13 protein-coding genes are annotated in these 17691 nt (G+C 59.6%); 8 read left to right on the top strand and 5 right to left on the bottom strand.

The window, feature by feature from the left end:
- Window positions 1-50 precede the first annotated feature (50 nt).
- From asnB to LB536_RS01570, 3 genes are all read right to left on the bottom strand, one after another.
- The gene (gene asnB, locus LB536_RS01580) at window positions 51-2021 is read right to left on the bottom strand and encodes an asparagine synthase (glutamine-hydrolyzing) (protein ID WP_224589871.1); all 1971 of its coding nucleotides are present in this window, start codon (window positions 2019-2021) and stop codon (window positions 51-53) included.
- Between the two features lie 72 nt (window positions 2022-2093).
- Window positions 2094-2888: a class I SAM-dependent methyltransferase gene (locus LB536_RS01575; protein ID WP_224589870.1), complete on the bottom strand. Its 795-nt coding sequence runs from the start codon at window positions 2886-2888 to the stop codon at window positions 2094-2096.
- A 176-nt stretch (window positions 2889-3064) separates the two neighbouring features.
- On the bottom strand, window positions 3065-4345 hold the full coding sequence (locus tag LB536_RS01570; RefSeq protein ID WP_224589869.1) for a nucleotide sugar dehydrogenase: 1281 nt from the start codon (window positions 4343-4345) through the stop codon (window positions 3065-3067).
- A gap of 128 nt (window positions 4346-4473) precedes the next feature.
- Here LB536_RS01570 and LB536_RS01565 point away from each other — a divergent pair, with 128 nt between their 5' ends.
- Together LB536_RS01565 and LB536_RS01560 are read left to right on the top strand one after the other, a co-directional pair.
- Complete coding sequence (locus LB536_RS01565; RefSeq protein WP_224589868.1) at window positions 4474-5604, top strand: glycosyltransferase family 4 protein; 1131 nt, start codon at window positions 4474-4476, stop codon at window positions 5602-5604.
- Complete coding sequence (locus tag LB536_RS01560) at window positions 5601-6452, top strand: class I SAM-dependent methyltransferase (RefSeq protein ID WP_224589867.1); 852 nt, start codon at window positions 5601-5603, stop codon at window positions 6450-6452. The genes LB536_RS01565 and LB536_RS01560 overlap by 4 nt, the downstream gene beginning before the upstream one ends.
- A 94-nt stretch (window positions 6453-6546) precedes the next feature.
- On the opposite strand, the gene LB536_RS01555 is transcribed toward LB536_RS01560, so the two are convergent.
- The gene (locus tag LB536_RS01555; protein WP_224589866.1) at window positions 6547-8511 is read right to left on the bottom strand and encodes an ABC transporter ATP-binding protein; all 1965 of its coding nucleotides are present in this window, start codon (window positions 8509-8511) and stop codon (window positions 6547-6549) included.
- Here LB536_RS01555 and LB536_RS01550 point away from each other — a divergent pair.
- The 3 genes from LB536_RS01550 to LB536_RS01540 are packed head-to-tail and all read left to right on the top strand — an operon-like array spanning window position 8495 to window position 12818.
- Entirely contained in the window at window positions 8495-9544 is a 1050-nt protein-coding gene (locus LB536_RS01550; RefSeq protein ID WP_224589865.1) for a hypothetical protein, read from the top strand. The two genes, LB536_RS01555 and LB536_RS01550, sit on opposite strands and share 17 nt — an antisense overlap.
- Window positions 9537-10796 (top strand): glycosyltransferase, encoded by a 1260-nt coding sequence (locus LB536_RS01545; RefSeq protein WP_224589864.1) that lies wholly within the window; start codon window positions 9537-9539, stop codon window positions 10794-10796. Before LB536_RS01550 ends, LB536_RS01545 begins: the two co-directional genes overlap by 8 nt.
- A gap of 3 nt (window positions 10797-10799) precedes the next feature.
- Window positions 10800-12818, top strand: coding sequence for a hypothetical protein (locus LB536_RS01540; protein ID WP_224589863.1), 2019 nt, complete (start codon window positions 10800-10802; stop codon window positions 12816-12818).
- 42 nt (window positions 12819-12860) lie between these two features.
- On the opposite strand, the gene LB536_RS01535 is transcribed toward LB536_RS01540, so the two are convergent.
- A complete protein-coding gene (locus LB536_RS01535; protein WP_224589862.1) occupies window positions 12861-14876 on the bottom strand; it encodes an acyltransferase family protein in 2016 nt (671 codons plus the stop codon).
- Window positions 14877-15259: 383 nt separating this feature from the next.
- On the opposite strand from LB536_RS01535, the gene LB536_RS01530 reads away from it, so the two are divergent.
- The 3 genes from LB536_RS01530 (at window position 15260) to LB536_RS01520 (ending at window position 17686) form a co-directional block, all read left to right on the top strand.
- Window positions 15260-16273 (top strand): NAD-dependent epimerase/dehydratase family protein, encoded by a 1014-nt coding sequence (locus LB536_RS01530; RefSeq protein WP_224589861.1) that lies wholly within the window; start codon window positions 15260-15262, stop codon window positions 16271-16273.
- Window positions 16274-16431: 158 nt separating this feature from the next.
- Complete coding sequence (locus LB536_RS01525) at window positions 16432-17058, top strand: MraY family glycosyltransferase (protein ID WP_224589860.1); 627 nt, start codon at window positions 16432-16434, stop codon at window positions 17056-17058.
- Between the two features lie 160 nt (window positions 17059-17218).
- Window positions 17219-17686: a hypothetical protein gene (locus tag LB536_RS01520; protein WP_224589859.1), complete on the top strand. Its 468-nt coding sequence runs from the start codon at window positions 17219-17221 to the stop codon at window positions 17684-17686.
- Window positions 17687-17691: the final 5 nt, after the last annotated feature.

Raw genomic sequence — 17691 nt, 5'->3', positions numbered from 1 at the left:
CATCCGACTGCATGAGTGAACAGGCAAAAACCTGTGGCCCTGACGCCTGTTCACGCCGCGACCGCCGATGAAGCTCCCTGGGTTGCTTCCTGCCAGGATTGGAACATCAAGACGTCCCAAAGCAGATACTGGTTGTTGCGGTGTCCGGAGAGGTGTTCCGACCACGCGCGCCGGATTGCCTCGGGCCGAAAGAAACCGTCTTCCCGCAATCGACGTTCGTCGAGCAGCGCCTCCGCCCATTCGCGAAGCGCGCCGCGCAACCAGGCGTCGATGGGCACGCCGAAGCCCATTTTCGGACGGTCGACAAGCGCCTTCGGAACATGTCGGTAAAGCAGTTGCCTGAGCGGCCACTTTGTCTGGTTGCCGCCTCGCCGGATGGAAAGCGGTAGCGAAAGTGCAAAGCTTATCAGGCGGTGGTCAAGCAGCGGCACGCGGGTCTCGAGGCTGACTGCCATTGCCGCGCGATCGACCTTTACCAGGATGTCGTCCGGCAAATAGCTCATCATATCGATGTACATCATCCGCTCGACGTTGCCCGGCAACGCTGGAAGCGCTTCCAATCCCGTCAGCATGGTGGGCGGCTCGGCTGCATCCGGGATGATCTCGGTCGCTTCCCAGTGCGAGCAGAGGCGACGGTAGACATCGTCCATGGTTCGCAGCGAAAGGACCGACGCCGCCTTGTGGATCTTGTCGCCGACGCGCTCGCGGCGCAGGCGCTGCGGCAGAAGCGGCATGATCCCGCCCGCCACATTGTTGTAGAGACCGGGCGAGGCCAGTGTCGCCAAGCTGGCCGACGCGCGGCGCAGCCCCGTCGGGATGCGGGAAAGCTTGTTCCATAACGCATCGGCGAGTGCGTAGCGCGTGTAGCCGGAGAACAGCTCGTCGCCGCCATCGCCCGACAACGCCACGGTGACGCTGCCACGCGCCAGTTTGGAGACGAGGAATGTCGGGATTTGCGAGGAGTCGGAGAAAGGCTCGCAATAAATGCCTGGCAGTTGGGGCACAACCTCTAGCGCGTCCCGCTCGCTGAGATAAAGTTCCGTATGGTCGGTGCCGAGGTGGCGCGCTACTTGCTGGGCATGGCCGGCCTCGTTGTAGCCCGCTTCGTCAAATCCGATCGTGAAGGTCCGCACCGGTCGCGAACTGATCGACTGCATGACCGCTACGATGGCGGAAGAATCGATGCCGCCCGAGAGGAAGGCGCCGAGCGGCACGTCCGCGATCATCTGCCCTTCGAGCGCGCGGCGAAGATGACGCTCGACCTCGTTGACCGCCTCTTCGGGGCTCCCTTGAAACGGATCGCGCTGGCCTTGTTCAGCGACTTCCCTGGCGCTCCAATAGCTCTCGACGTGTGGCTCACGCATCGGGTCGGAAAGGACGAGGAGGTGGCCGGGTCTCAATTTCCGAATGCCTTGGTAAATGCTGTAAGGGGCGGGGATGTAGTTATGGCGCATCAGCAAAGCCAGTGCATTCCGGTCGATGTCCGGGCGCCAATCCGGCAGCGGTCGAAAGGCCTTGAGTTCCGAAGCAAACGCGAAGGCCTTGCCGATCCGGCCATAATATAAAGGCTTTTCCCCTAGGCGATCGCGTCCGAGAACGAGCGTTCTCTCCCGCCGGTCCCACAACCCAAAAGCAAACATGCCGACGGCCAATTCGAGAGCCCTTTTTGTTCCAAGCTCTTCGATCGCGGCCAGAAAGGTCTCGGTGTCGGAATGGCCGCGCCAGGCATGAGCGCCGAATTCCCGATCGAGATGCGTCCGCATCTCGCCGTGATTGTAGATTTCCCCATTGAAGACGATGACATGGCGACCGCTATGCGAAAGCATCGGCTGCGCGCCGGCCGACGACAGGTCGATGATCGACAGTCGGCGTTGACTGAGCGCAACGCCGGCCTCGGCGTCAGTCCAGACGCCGTCGCCGTCCGGTCCGCGATGCCGGATCATGTCCGCCATACGGCGCACGCTGAACGGGCCGCTGCTGGTCGCGGCTGCTCCACCCACAATGCCGACGATACCGCACATCCGGCGTTTCTGCTCCACAATGACCGGCTCGGATTTTCTCTCTATCGCGAAATCAGAGGAGGAAACCGGCCGCTATGAATTCATTCGCTCGAAACACCATTCACCACAGCCGGTGCCGAAGAGGCCAACTCCAGGCGCCACATTGAAGCGTTGCTTCGTGCGAAACCCAAGTTTTTCGACGGACGTCTCCAACTCTTCGACTGTGGTGGATTGATAGGGATAGCCGCCTAGCCAGTCGTCGACATCCGCCAGGAACTCCATGCCTCGGCGCGCGCGATAGCTCTTTACAAATGAGATCGTGTCCCGATGGCGCAGCGTCCTTGCCAACATGTAGGCCGAGACAAAAAGCGCTTTGACCGGGGGCCGTAGCCACCGATGGGAGGAGTAGAGCCTTTTTTCGACTGTCCACAGTCCGCAAAGGGGTGTCTTCAGGTAGATCGCAATGACAAACCTTCCGCCGTGACCAACGAGGCCGGCTGCGTTGCTGATCGCCGCCCACATGTCTCCCGTGTGATGCAGGACGCCCCACGAATAGACGACGTCGAATGTTCCGGTTGGAAGCGACGCCCTGTCGAGGATATCGGCTCGCTTCACACTCCATTCGGCTTCCGGCGCGAAGCGAGAAAGCACGGCCTTGGTTGTTTCGACACAGCCCGCGTCATAGTCGACGGCGTGAACCTTCGCTGCCCCCAGCCGAAGTGCGGCCGCTGAATGCAGGCCCGATCCGCAACCCATGTCCAGAAATGTCTTCCCCTCCAGATCTCCCACCAGGCGGCGAAGATCCTCGCAAGCCCGATCCAGATGCTCGTCCTCGAAGCGCGCGGCAAGCTCGGACCAGTTGCGGCCGAAATCATAACGCGCGTTCATAAGCTTCCCACCATGTCCTTTCCGAAAGACCGAAGCCTTGGCCGATGCTCGATAGAAGTCCCCAAACCAATGCGTTCAGCCGGTCGAGCCGCGCCTGACTCTTGCAGGCTGCGTCGGCGATCGGAATCGACCTGCTTAATGTCACGGTATATCCCAGTGTTAAATTCAGGCCGAGCCTACAGACTCCAATACTTTAGATTGTCAGAAATTTCATGCGGTTTGATAGCAGACTTGATGTCGAACAGCGTTCCTCCTGGCCTGATCATTTGAAAAAGACGCGCTCTCTCGCTGGTGAGATAAACCTTGTGAGGTACCGCCAAAACAAGCGCCTGCAAATCACTTATCTCATCGAGCGGCAGGATCGTTTCGCCATGGTCGCGTCGAGCGGATTCGGCATCGGCGAGGGGATCGTGGACTTTAGGGACAATTCCGAACTGCCTCAGTTCCTTGACCATGCCGAAAACGCGGCTGTTGCGCAAATCCGGCACGTCCTCCTTGAAGGTCAGTCCGAGAATGCCGACTGAAGCCCCTTTGACAGGTATGTCCGAGCGGATCAGCTGTTTGACGACCTGTTGGGCAACGAAGGCTCCCATGCCGTCATTGATGCGGCGGCCGGCGAGGATAATCTGCGGGTGATAGCCTTCGGCCTCGGCTTTGGCAGTCAGGTAATACGGATCGACGCCGATGCAGTGGCCGCCGACGAAGCCCGGCTTAAAAGGAAGGAAGTTCCATTTTGTCGATGCGGCATCAAGGACATCCTGCGTCCGGATATCAAGCCGCGCGAAGATCATGGCCAGTTCATTCATCAGCGCGATGTTGAGGTCGCGCTGCGTGTTCTCGATAACCTTCGCTGCTTCGGCCACCTTGATCGACGGTGCGCGGTAGACGCCGGCATCGATGATGCTGCCATAGACGCCGGCCACGCGCTCCAGCGTCTCGGCGTTCTCACCGGAGACGACTTTGATGATCCGTCGCAGCGAGTGTTCCCGATCGCCTGGGTTCGCCCTTTCAGGCGAATAGCCGAGCGCGAAATCATGAGGGTGCCGCAGGCCTGACAGATGCTCGATGATCGGCCCGCAAAAATCCTCGGTCACGCCTGGATAGACCGTCGATTCGAAAACGACGACCGCGCCTTTGCTCACCGCTTCGCCGACAAGCTCAGATGCCAGTTTCAAAGGCGCAAGATCGGGAGCACGGTTGATGTCGATAGGTGTTGGCACGGCAACGATGAAGAAAGTCGCGCCTTTCAACATCTCCCGGTCGGTCGTAAGCGCGATCGAGGATTCCTTGAGCGCCGCCGTGTCGACCTCTCCCGTGCGATCGACGCCGCGACGCAGTTCCTCGATCCGGGTTTCGCTGATATCGAAAGCAATCGTGCCCGGGAAAACCTTCCCAAACGCAACGGCTACCGGCAGGCCGACATATCCCAAGCCGATAACGGCGATGCGTTCGGACATCCGCGGATTTCCTAAGGTCGCTTATGAGTGAGCTTGTATGGCAGGCCGCACGCAAATTCAACGATGTATAGTTGCGTAGCGGGAAATCTCCACTCAAAATAGTGCTTGATCAACGCACGTATCGCCATATGGATCGTATCGTTGTTGTCGTAAGCGAACCAAAATCCCTTGCAACCACGCGGGGACATCTTCTGCTCGCGTTGCGCACAGCCGGATACGAAGTACATGCCCTGGCGCCAGTCGATGCCATGACCGTTGGTTGGCTGACCGAGAACGGCATACGTTTTCACCCATTGCCCATGGAGCGTGCCGCTATTGCGCCATTCGGCGATACGCTGTTGGCTTTTCGTCTTCACAGGAAGCTACGAGAGCTCAAACCCCGGGCCGTACTGACCTGTGCGATCAAGCCGATCGTCTATGGCATGCCCGCGGCGCTGATTGCGGGGGTACCGCGCCGGCACGCGCTTGTCACGGGCCTCGGCTATGCGTTCACGGACCGTCACAAATCTCTACGGTGGAGGATGGTCAATGCGGTGGCCCGGCTTCTTTATGCCGCGAGCCTGCGTGTTGCCACTACGGCCACCTTCCAGAACGACGATGACCGAGATGACTTCCGTCGTCTGGGACTGCTCGGACGCACACCAGCCAATGTCGCCAACGGTTCAGGGGTAGACCTCGATCGATTCAAAGTTGCGCCATTACCGGAGAAGCCGCGATTTCTTATGATCGCACGCCTGCTTCGCGACAAAGGCCTCGGCGAATATCTAGGTGCGGCGAGGCTGGTTAAGGCAATTCGACCTGAAGCTCGTTTCGACCTGGTCGGCGATACGGATCCAAATCCTGCGGGATTTCCAGTATCGGAAGTTGAGGCAGCCGTCGCGGACGGAACCATCCACTATCACGGGGCTGTCGAAGACGTCCGTCGAGTGATCGCCGATTCGCGTATCTTCGTGCTTCCGTCCTATCGCGAGGGTACGTCGCGATCTGTCCTGGAGGCTATGGCAATGGGGCGCCCGGTGATCACGACAGATGCGCCGGGTTGTCGCGCGCCGATCGTCCCCGGCGTGAACGGCCTGCTGGTGCCGGTCGGTGTCACGGCCCCATTGGCGGAGGCTATGATCCGCCTGATCGACAACCCGAATGAAGCCGAATGCATGGCCAGGAACAGTCGATCGATTGCCGAACAGCGCTATGATATTCAGAAAGTTACCGCTCATATGATGGAAATCATCGAAGCCGGGCACCGAGCCGCAGAATGACGTTTGCAGGAAATCCATCATCGAACCGATACGAGTTCGGAGCCAATTGGGCGTCGTTCATCGACAAGCACTACTCGGATGAACGCCGTCGGATGGCGGCGGAGAAGCTCTTGTCCTTCCTCGGCAAACAGAGCCTCGAAGGGTTCGACTTTCTCGATATCGGCAGCGGCAGCGGACTGCACTCGCTTGCCGCCTTGGACGCAAAAGCGGATAGGATACATTCCTTCGATTTCGACCCGCTTTCGGTAAGCACAACCGGCAAGCTGCGCCATTTGGCCGGTGATCCGCCAAACTGGACCGTCCAACGCGGCGACGTGCTCGACGCCGACTATCTGGAGAAGCTAGGCACATGGAATCTCGTCTATTCCTGGGGCGTACTCCACCACACAGGTGCCATGTGGCAAGCTATCGAAAATGCGGTGCGCACGGTTGCGCCCGGCGGTCTCTTCTTCATTGCTCTCTATTCGTCGAATGTGGTGAAACCTTCGGCGGAATTCTGGCTTGACGTGAAACGGCGATACAACCGCGCCAACCCTCGTCAAAGGCGGTGGATGGAATATTGGTACATCTGGCGCTTCGGGCTCGGTCGCAATCCACTTCAACTGCCCTCGCTTGTGAAGCAGATCCACCAAAAGAAAAAAGGTCGCGGCATGAGCTACATGACCGATATCCGCGACTGGCTGGGCGGCTGGCCTATGGAGTTTGCCGAAGACCAGGCCGTGATCGATTTCCTGAAGAAACGGTTCGATTTCGAACTCGTCAGGATATCTGCCGGTGAGGCTTGCACGGAATTTCTCTTCCAGAACCCGATCAGGTCGCCATCCAAAACCGAACCAGAGCAATTCTAATAACGTATGCCCCAAAGTGCGTGGCGGTTTTTGGGAGAACCACATGCGACAGAGACGTCAAGCGCATCGCCAATCCATTTCGATGCGACTCGTTTCAAGCGGCCGGCCCGCCGGTTCTCGTCCAGATACGCGGTCTGCCGTCTTCGAGGGTGACGATCTCGTCGCAATTTTCGACAGTCGTGAGGCGGTGGGCGATGATCAGCACCGTCAGGTCGGCCGGCAATTCCCGCATCGCCTCCATGACCGCGGCCTCGGTCTCCATGTCGAGCGCGCTCGTGGCTTCGTCGAAGACGAGCAAGGAGGCCTGTTTGTACAACGCCCGGGCGATGCCGATGCGCTGGCGCTGGCCGCCTGACAGGCGGACACCGCGCTCGCCGACCCGCGCCTCATACCCCTGGGGCAAACCTTCGATGAATTCAGCCAAAGCGGCCTGCTGCGCGGCACTGCGGACGCGATCACGGTCGATTCCGCTGGGGTCGATACCGAAAGCGATGTTCTCCGCGATCGAGGCGTCGGCCAGGAAGATGCTTTGCGGCACATGGGCGATCTGTCTTTGCCAGGCGCGCCGTGTAGCGCCATCCAGCCTTTGCCCGTCGATCTCGATCGCGCCGCTGGTCGGCTCGAGCAGGCCCATAATCAGATCGACTGTCGTGCTCTTGCCGCTGCCTGTCTTGCCGACGAACCCGACCTTGGTCCCTTTCGAGATCGTGAGATTGAACCGCTCGAGTATCGGCGGTTGGTCAGAAGCGTAACGGAACGACACATCCTTGAGCATGATCGCCCGATCGAATGGGAGGCGCTCGGCCGGAGGCTGGTTCCACTCTGGGCCAAGTTGTGCCTCGAGTGCCTGGAGCACGACTTCAGCACCGGCAAGATTGCCCAGTATCAGCGCCCAATTGCCGTATACAAGCTGCATGGATGGGAGCAGACGCTGCGCTCCAAGAACAAATGTTCCAAGTATCGGCAGAACCTGGCCGGCGTCGTTCGAGCGGGTGATGAGGAAATAAGCAAGCGCCGCGATGATCACCATACCCGCAGCTTCGATCGCGAAACGCGGAGCGCCCGCCGCAAGTGCGTTCGTTGCATTCGCGCGCTGCAGATGCCGGTCGAGCTCGCTGTATCTCGACAGGAAGTAAGCTTGGGTATCATTGATGATGACATCCCGGATGCCGCCCATGCCCTCTTGCACGGAACGGATGCCTTCGGCCTCGACGGTGGCGATGATCCGGGCATTCCGCTTCAGGTGCTTGCGGATGACAAGCGACATGGCGAGGTAGACAGCCCCGAAACCCGCGAAGATGACGAAGGTGATGAAGGAACTCAGGGCAAAAAGGGCAGCGACGATGAAGACGCCGATGACTATGCCGCTGATTGATTGCAGCAGCGGGAGCATTACGCCCGCGGTAATCGCCTGAACCCGGCGAAGCACGGCCAACACCGAACTGGAATTGCGCGAAACGTGGTAGCTATAGGGCTGATGGAGCACACGATCATAGACCTTCACGCCCAACTCATGTCCGAGGGAGAAGACATAAGAGTTCGTAGCCCAGGTGATGAATATGCGCACAACTCCGGCTGTAAGCGCGACCACCGAAAACAGAACCGTCAAGCCGAGAAGGCTGTCGGAAGAGCCGGGCAGTCGGAGGCCGGCAAGCTGGCGGGTGAGGAACGACTGATCGCCGATCGCTTCGGGATTGGCGATGCGGGCAAGAAACGGCAGCAAGGCACCAAGCGTCGCGGCTTCGGCGAGCGCGCCGAACGCCATCAGGACTAGGAGGCCGAAAAACTGTCTCTGCCGACGCTTAGACACTTGCTTCCACACGCGTTGAAGCGTGATGAGGGTGCTGTCCGAGGTTCGCTTTCCGTTCAACGCCAGGTCGGTGTCCGCATTTAGAGCGCCCAATGCACACGTTCGGTGCCCGGCGACAAGCCATAACCGGCGCCGATTGACAATTTTATCACAGAAGCCCGAAGGTCGTCCGTCCACAGTTTCCCGGTAGAGACCAGAGGCCGCTGCCGTGGCAAAGTGATATGTTTTGACAATGAACGATGCCTTCAAGATTCGGGATCGAAGGCCGCGGCTGAGCTTAATTGCGGCATTGCTTCGTACACTCGGCGTGTTCTCGGCCGGGGTAGGGGCGGCGTTTCTGTCCTTTGTCTCGGCATACCCGCTCGGGTTGGTCAGCGCCTACCCGGCTCCACCCGCTTCGGCAATTGAGGGGCCGCTGGGGTTTGCGCGGAAAGTGGGAGATGTCGAGGACCTCTACCGTCGCGAGAGTGAGCCAATGCAGGCGTATCTCGAGCGTCTGACTACGGCCGTCGCGGGTGGAATGGTGCACTATTGGACAGAAGGTGATCGCTGGGCAGCGGCCGATGTGCCCTACACGCGGATCGGGGCTTTCGACAATTACCTGCTCTGGATGCTCAGCTTTCGCCCAGAATATCGGAAAAACCTGCAGAACTATGAATTTGTGACTCCCCGAAAGGCACTTGATCGGGGCTATGGGTTCTGTTCCCAGGTTTCGAAGATCGTCTACTCTGTCCTTGCCGATCAAGGCATCGAAGCGACGATCTATAGTGCGCCCGAGCACACCGTGGTTGAGTCCCATGGCAACATTCTCGATTCCGACTATGGTGTCTTCGTCCCCCACTCGCTTGAGGATGTACAACAAGACCCGTCGATGATCGACACCTACTACGCACAATTCGGCCCGATGCTGCCGCTGCTAAAAAGGGCGTATGGTCAGGCCTGGCAACCGCTTGGGACTGCCGAAGATTTCAATGTCGTGCGTGCGTACGAGGCAAAGTTCGAACGCCTGAAATGGGCTCCGCCGCTCATGCTTCTCGCCTTGGGTGTATTGCTTGTTTCCGGCGGCACGCTCCTTGGGCGTCGCGAGAAAAATGACCGGCCTGCGTCACTGCCGATATCCGGCGCGGCCCCTGATCTCAACTTCGGGTGCTCATGGCCATTTGTGAATTCTTCTCGTCTCACGAGGACTTATGCTTGCAGGTACGCCATGCGCTATGGCAAGCCGGTCAGCGAGGACGGCCGGCGGCCGAATGATGCTGTGAGAAAAAGCTCCGATGACTGATGCTGAGGCACAACTGTCGGCAGTCGTGCCTTCAACCAGGCTTCTGAGAAGACGGCGTCGCGGCGTGCTTTTTGTTATCGGCACGCTTGATCTAGGCGGCACGGAAAGCCAGCTTGTGCTGCTTGCCAAGGGATTGAAGAAGCGAGGCTGGAAAGTCGAGGTCTTTTCGCTCTCGCGGGGCGGTGTTCTAGGAGAAGCACTTGATGATGCTGGAATCCCGGTATTGTACGGACTTCACCGGCCGAATCCCTTATCCGCATCGCCGCCGGCATCGGCCACGGGGGGCGCCAGGCCGCGCGTAGTCCCGACGAGACGCCCAATCGAGGCTATGGTGGCTCTCGGCGCTGCCGTCGCCTCGCTTATCGTCCGCATCGCCTTGACCCGGCCGCATGTGGTCCACGCCTTCCTGCCGCTCACCAATTTCCTGGGCGCCTTGGCAGGGCGGTTCGCGCTGGCGCCATTCGTCATCACGTCGCGACGCGGTCTCGGTAACCATCAGGAGCGATGGCCCCGGCTAAAGCGTATGGACCGGATCGCCAATCGGCTCTCCCACGTGGTGGTCGCGAATTCGTATGCGGTCGCGGCCGATATAGCGGCTCGCGACGGTTATGATATTGACAGAATAAAGGTAATCCCGAACGGTCTCGATCTCAGCCGCTTCGATGACATCGTCCATCGCCGGGTCGAAACCCGGCGGCAGCTCGGTCTCGGCCAAGACGAAGTCGGCATCATTATAGTCGCGAATTTAATCCCATACAAAGGGCACAGGGATCTAATTCAAGCATTCGCTCTTGCGAGCGAAAAGCGGCCGAATCTGCGGCTGTTCATGGCTGGACAGGACCGCGGCATCGGGCCAGGCCTGGCGGAAGAGGCAGAGCGGTTCAGCGTTGGATCGAAAGTCCATGCATTGGGATTACAGAGCAACGTGCCGGGATTGCTCGCCGGCATGGATGTTGGCGTGATCGCGTCCCATGAGGAAGGTTTTTGCAATGCCCTGATGGAAAAGCTCGCGGCAGGTCTCCCGGTCGTCGCCACCAATGTGGGCGGAAATCCGGAGGCTATCTCGGGTATGCCGGGTTGTGTATTGGTGAAACCTCGTGACCCTTCCGATCTGGCTCGCGGGCTCCTAGCCGTGCTTGACCGATCGCCGGAGCCGACAGCCGACAGGGAATTTCGGCAACAGACGATGCGGGAGCGGTATTCGACAGGAGCTATGGTCGACGCCTATGAACGCCTATACCTCGTGGGCTGACGAATGAGCAGGATTGCCCACTCGGAACGCTCGGTGAGTTCAACGCATCTGCTGCTGCGGGCGATCCTGATGAACATCTCGGCCGGGCTCTGCGCGTTCGTCATCGTCATCTACCAGTCCTGGTTCCTGCCATACTTTATGCCGTTCTTCACGGGACGGGATGAGTTAGCGAGGCTGGTTTTTCATGTGCTCTATGGCGGCGTTCTGATTGTTTCGATCGCGGTTCTCGCGACGCGTCGAGACGTGCGTAGTGCGATCCTCCTGCTTGCGATCGCCGCCGCCATGGCCGTCGTCCCGGTTGCGCTTCATCCGGTCGGGATCGTCGCCAAGTGTTACCTCATCACCCTTTTCCTCGGCGGCGCGGCGATTGTCCTCATGCTTGCATCCGCTCCCGTAATCGTGTTGCGCCTCTCGGCGTCAGTCACAGCGCTCAATGGGGTGGTTTGCTTCCTCGATCTCCTCTTTGCCAACGGCTTCACCAACACTCCTGGCCGGGCCGCCGGCCTGGCGATCAATCCCAATGTCGCGGCGGCAGGACTTCTGCTTGGGGCTGCGGCGAGCTACCGCGCCGTCGCACGAAAGTGGCGTGCAAGCTTCCTTGTTCTGGTAGCCATAACGCTTCTTGCGACGCTTTCTCGCTCGACCCTTCTTGCCGCCTTTGCAACGGTGGCGGTTCCGATTGTCGTTCGCGTTTGGCAACAATTTCGCAGCGGCCGTCGTTTTCAGATCGATCTTGGGGGTTGGGGCCGTGCGGTCGCCGTCGCGTTTGGACTGCTGGGTGCGATCGGCATCGCGCTGACCACAAACGCTTCCTTCCGCATTGCCATGGGCGAATCCTTTGCCGGCATTTTGTCTGCAAGCACCGCGCTCGACGAGGCATCAAAGGCTGTCGATCGACCTCCGCCTGCCGTTACAGTGCCAATTGCGGCGCCGCCTGAAAGGGCTTCGGCAGATCAACCGGCTTCGCCAGGGACAAGTTCTGCCGGCACTGCCACGCCCCCCGGTGCATCTGCGGACGCCGCAACGTCGCCTCCTCTGCCATCCGGCACCGGGTCCGCAGCCAGCCAATCCACGAACGTCGCCAAGATGCAGGCGCTCGGCGAGCGGCTGACGGATGAAGGCAAGAGGAACTCGATTTCGGCAAGGGCTCTCTTTCTGGAGCGCGGTCTGCTCGCCTATCGGGAGGGTGGCTTTTTCGGTCGCGGACTTGAAGAGGCGCAAGCCCTTGCGCCGCACAACACCTTCGTCCTGTTTGCGATCGCTTTCGGCCACCTCGGCTGGCTCATTCCGATCGCCATCGTCGGCTTCGCCTTCTGCTTTGCTCGAAACGCCGATGATCTTGCCCTTGGTGTCGCGGTTGTAGGGGTAATGCTGACCTCGCATGACCTCTTGCTGACACCAAGTCTCTTTCTTCCGATCGCGCTTGGGATTGGCGGCATGCTCGCCGCGCGGAAAGTGGCTGCCGAAATGCCGTCGCCGACAGAGCCTTGGAGCTTTGCTTGCGGAACAGTGGCGGGCGTCGCGGCCTTTGGCGCCGGCTGCATCGCGATATTGCTCGTCACACCACCGCTTTTTACCGGACGGCTGCAGAACGGGACCATGTTCACTGTCCGAGGCGGATACGAGACGCTACTTCCGCGGTCACAATTTCCCGGTCTTTTCCAGTTTGACGACTTGTCCGACATTCCGCCTTCGCAAGCATCCTATCTGCACGAGAACGGGACATCGCTCCACCGCGTCGACTGGTCTTCGCATGCATGGCCCGCCGTCAGGCAGGGCGAGTATACTTTCCGCCAGCGGGATGCTGTGCTGTTCGCGCCGACGGATTCGAGCGACCCTCGCAGCAATGAGCGAACCTACGAGGTCGCCGTTCCGGTTTCGGTGAGTGCACTCTGTTTTATTCTTCTAGGCACAATCATCGCGTGGTCGGTTGCGACGGTGGTTGCCGTGACGCCACTAACAAATCGGTCTCGAGCCTCTGGAAATTTGCGGAACAAAAAGCCTCGCGCCGAAGATCGATAGGTATTGATCGCCGACATGGAGACTGTGTCCGGCGCATCGCGCTCAATTGCTCTTGCTGGCTGTGTGGGGCTGCGCAGCGTCCGCAGTCGATACCTGTTTTTGCTCTTGGCCAGTGGCGAAAGCGGAGTAGAGACCTATCATCCGCGCAATCGCATCATCGGTCTCCGGTCTCAAGTTTCGGCGCAGGTGAGCTTTGTCGCGGTAAATGAACTCGCCATCGATGTAGGTGGCGCAATGCCTGTCCGGACACATACCTTTGAGTGGATCGACGAAGAACACCCCATTTTCATCCGCAAGCGACTCTAACGCGGTCACCACCGGCGACCAACGCCGTAGGATTTGCTCGCTATCCATGTCTGTCGAACAACGTCTCAGCATCCCGCTTTCGCGCATTGCCGCGCAGGACGTCAGATCCACGCCTGGCACCGGCACCTGTCCAATGATTCCGATGCGTCGTTGCCGAGCGGTGATTTCTTTTACGAGGCTGAGCAGGCCATCGCGCAACAGCAGGACCCTGTCGGCCGGCCGGCCGTCATCGGCGACGACATTGGTGTCAGCAAGGTTTGTCCAGGCGGAAGACAGGACCACGAGGTCGATATCTTTTCGCTGTCTCAGCATGTGGACGACCGCCTTTCGGGAAGTCGCGCAGCTTTCCTGGTAGTCGGGATGTTCTGGAAAATCGCGATGGACACCTTCTCCGAAGGCGGCCGGGCAGCCACGATAAAGAAAGAAGGCCGTATTCTCGTGCTGGCCGGCAGCATCGAATAACGGGGCGAGGTGTTCCGCGTGACTATCGCCCCACAGGATGGCGTGATGTCTCGCTTTGTTCCAGGGGGCCCCAAACGCGCAAAAGGTGCTGCCGAGTTCAGGGATGCCGACCGTCTGTGGACACGGCCAATCCCACATCACATCGAGGCTGCTTATTGCCTCGGCTTCTTTCGGAATCCTGCTGGTGAAACCGCCGGCTTCGAAGATCGCATTGCCGCTTAGGCAAACTATCACCGCGGCGGCAAGACCGGCGGCAAATGCCCTGGATGGAGGCGCTCGCAGACGGCGAAGGGGTTCTTCGACGAACCGCCAAGATAAATACGCCGCCAGCCAGGCCACCGCGACAAGGACCGACGCCTCGGCCGCCGTCGGCATTGCGGTGCCTGCGTAGTGACGGAAGAAGACCAGGATCGGCCAGTGCCAGAGATAAAGGCTATAAGAAATCTTGCCCGTCGATCGCAAAGGCGCGCTCGCAAGCAGCGCCGAGATCATTGACTGCGAACGCGGCCAGATGAGCAGGACAGCGCCGATCACTGGGAATAAAGCGCTCAGGCCTGGAAACGGTTGACCCGGCGACAGCCAGATGGTGCTGGCGGCGACCAGGCAAAGGCCGACCAGTCCGCAAACTTCGGAAGTGCCTCGGCGGCGAATGGGCGCCGCAAAGACCAGCAGGCCGCCGAGAGCCAGTTCCCAGGCTCGGCTGAAGGGAACATAGAACGCCTGTTTTGGATCGATCGCCACCAGATGGAGGGCAATCGAGAAGCTGATCAGTGCGACGATAGAAATCAGCGCGACGATCGGCAGACGGCGGCCCCGTGCCAACCGGTTCGCGACCAGAAGCAAAACCGGCCACACTAGGTAGAACTGCTCTTCGACGCCGAGCGACCAGAGATGGAGCAGGGGCAGAAGCGTCGACTCGCGGTCGAAATAGCCCGTGTTCCAGAGAAAGTAGTAGTTCGCCAACCCGACGGTGGAATATGCCGCACTGTGTCCTAAGCCGGCATAGTCCCCGGGGAGCAACAGAAACCACCCAGCAATGAGCGAGAAGCAGATCGTTATCAGCATCGCCGGCAGAATTCGGCGTATGCGTCTGGCGTAGAACTCGATCAGGGACAGTTTAGCGCCTTCACCCGCCAAAAGGCGCGTGATCAAGTAGCCAGAAATGACAAAGAAGATATCGACGCCGACGAAGCCACCCGGGAAACCGGGTACGTCAAAATGGAAAAGTATGACGGCGGCCACCGCGATTGCACGCAATCCGTCGATATCTGGCCGATAGTCGAACGTCAAAGCTTCTCCGGGGTCGTCTCCCGGCCTCATAGCCCAATTGCGCAACATGAGTCGATGACCTGATGTATACAGTGGCGGCACTCGCGGTTAGACTTACAAGTCGCATTTTGAGAAACGTGGGGATACCCTGACAATTTGTTTCGCGCTAGAACGACGAAAACCTAAACATTGGTACGCATATGTCAGAATCAGTCCTGCCGGTCCGGGACCTGGGCGTCGGACTAATGGCAGCATTTCGGAGGGGTACTTATTCGTTAATGATATAGGGGCCGATGAAAACTCGCTCGCTTGATAGAAAAACGAGTTGTTCGTCCCGTCCCTGACTGTATAGAAGATTGTCCCGTGCGTTGCGAGACCACGGGTCGTTCTGGAGGCTGTCAACGTTGGACAACCATAGCGCGGACGTGGTTGAGTTCGGCCGGCACGCACATGTGTTGGTTACTGGGGGCGCAGGCTTCGTAGGGTCGGCACTGGTCGATATGTTGCTTGCGCGCAATTGCACCGTGACCGTTGTCGATGATCTTTCGAACGGCTTGCTTCGCAATCTGCCGACTGGTGACCCCCGCTTGACGATCCGTACCTTCAGGGTCGGCGATCCTGCATACAATGCGGCGGTCCAGGATGAGGTTGGCCTGGCCGATGTCGTATTCCATCTGGCGAGTCCGATTGGCGTCGAGCGTGCTCACAAGGAACGCTTCGCCGTCACCAGCGGCATTCTCGAGTCGGGTTGTTCAATCGTCGAAGCATGCCGGCTGCACAGGCGCCCGCTTCTCTATACGTCGAGTTCAGAAGTCTACGGCTCCGGTCGGGACCGGCCAATCACGGAGTCCGATCCGGTTATGACGGATCTGCGACCGCGATGGGGTTATGCCGCTGCCAAGGCAGCGGTTGAGCATCTGGTTGCTGGACTGTTTTTTGATTTGGGCATCCCTACTTGGATCGTTCGACCATTTAACATGGCCGGACCGCGCCAGCGCTCGGCGACCGGCCTCGTATTGCCAGTGTTTGTCGACGCGGCGTTGCGGGGCGAACCGCTCGTGGTTCACGACGATGGCGAGCAGAGGCGCGCTTTTCTCCACGTAGCCGATGCCGCCGAGGGCTTGCTTCAGGTGATGCAGTGCCGGTCGTTGCGAGGCCGGCCAGTCAACCTGGGCGGCAGCGAGGCGGTTCAGATTGGAAATCTTGCAAAGATGGTGGTTGATGCCACCCAGACGAGTGCGACCATCGTCATGAAATCTTCCAGTGCGGTCTTTGGTGAGCGGTTCGCCGTAACGCACGATCGCGTGCCTGACACAAGTCTATTGACCTCCATGACCGGATGGCGGCCACTGCGAAGCACCAAACAGACAGTGCTCGACTGCATCGAGCACATGCGTTCCGAACGAGCAATGGCTTGATACCTGGTCCATTGGTCCCGTTCATCGGGGCCTTGCTCATTTCGGCCGTTTGTGTCTGGCTGTTTGCGCGTCTGGCGATACGCATCGGAGCGGTCTCAAAGGTCAAGAGCGACCGATGGCACACATCGGGTGAGGTACCCCGGCTGGCAGGGCCGGCCATGCTGATCGCGATGGCTCCGTGGCTTCCGATCGAGCATATTCTTCTGCTGGCTGTTTTCTGCCTGATCGGGGCGCTGGATGACGTCCGGTCCCTTTCCGCCGGTGCCAAGGCAGCGGCATTGGCCGCTGCCGCGATCTTGGCTGGAATCATCACAGGTCTGTGGTGGGTCCCGATCGTCATTTGGATAGCTTGCAACGCGGTCAACATGCTCGATCATGCCGATGGCCTTGCCGCGAGTGCAATCACGGCCGCCTTCCTGGGGCTGGGCGGCGATATCGGGATGGCCGGCGCGGGCGCATGCGTCGGGTTCCTTTGCTTCAACTATCCGCCGGCCCGCGTTTTCATGGGCGATAGCGGCAGCCTTCTGCTCGGGGCGGCAATCGTGCTTCTTGCTTCGAAAAGAGGTTTTGACGCCTCGTTGGCGTGGATTGCCGTCCCGCTGATTGATGCAATATTCGTAACCACTCGCCGCTTGCTACAGGGGCGGAGGCCTTGGATGGGCGGCACGGATCACCTTGGTCATACCTTGCTTCGGGTTGGTGTGAACCGTCGGCTTTTGCCGGCTATTTACGCAGTGGCGGCACTGGCGATAGGGCTGATATTCTCTGCATTGGCCAATCCATAGGCCAATCTTCGCGATACCGATCTGCAAAAACGCCCCGTTAAGCCTCGCGCAATATATGCGGCATAATCTGCCCGCCAGATTGCGAGGCACCATGAAACGCAAACCACACTTGCTTTTCGCCTTCCCGGCCTTTGTCCTGCTGATCCTGGCGGCTGAGCGAATGGCCACGATCCTGCTCGGAACCTACCCCGCGAGCCCCGATATGTGGAAGGTCTGGCTCATCTTGCATCCGTCGTCCGGGTTGGTCTGGCAGCAGGTCGATGTCTATCTGGGAGGATCGATGGTCCTGGATTTCGCCTTGCTGGGCGCGGCACTGGCGATCTGCTGGATGGCATCCCAGGCCAGAAGGTCGGCCGCTTTCTTTCTTGCCAACCATGGCGCCTTGATCCTCGCCGCATCGATGATTTTCATCGGCGGCCGCTCGCAGACCGCCAGCACCATTGCCGCGTTCACGGCGCCGAGCGGCTTTCAGTTCTCACTGATGATGGACTTCACCTGGCTGAACTGCCTGCTGGCGGTCATCGGGGTGACGGCGTGCGCCTATTGCCATTTTGCCTATGTCCGTGAACTCGGCATGCGCGTCGAATCGCGGCGCGTCCGGATCATGGCGCTGCACAGAGACTTCTAGCGCGG

Source organism: Mesorhizobium sp. ES1-3 (assembly GCF_020164795.1).
In the GTDB taxonomy this organism is placed as follows: domain Bacteria; phylum Pseudomonadota; class Alphaproteobacteria; order Rhizobiales; family Rhizobiaceae; genus Mesorhizobium.
The sequence above is the reverse complement of the archived record's forward strand: the minus strand, read 5'-3'. Positions and strand labels throughout refer to the sequence as shown.